This window comes from Acinetobacter sp. 24-47-62 (assembly GCF_056779765.1).
Map to the genome: position 1 here is coordinate 1 of NZ_JBWYIN010000057.1, position 210 is coordinate 210.

Consider the following 210-nt stretch of genomic DNA (forward strand, 5'->3'; position numbering starts at 1 on the left):
GGTCGATGTTGTAGTGGGTTGTATTCGGGTACGGTTTTGATGTTGCGTCGTTGTAGGATGAGTTCGCTGGCTTGGCGTTCTTGGTCCGTGTGGGTTGCTTGGTTGGTGTCTGTCTTGTATTTTGGCGTCCATTGGCTGCGTTGTAGCAGTTGTTGGACTTGTTGGTCTAAGTCTTTGGGTAGGTTGTTTTGGTTGTAGTAGCGTTTGCCT

1 protein-coding gene is annotated in these 210 nt (G+C 49.0%); it reads right to left on the minus strand.

Features of this window, described 5'->3' with window-relative positions; all coding sequences use genetic code 11:
• On the minus strand, positions 1–210 hold a 210-nt coding region (locus AC1M87_RS14875), incomplete at both ends, for a hypothetical protein (RefSeq protein WP_481594137.1).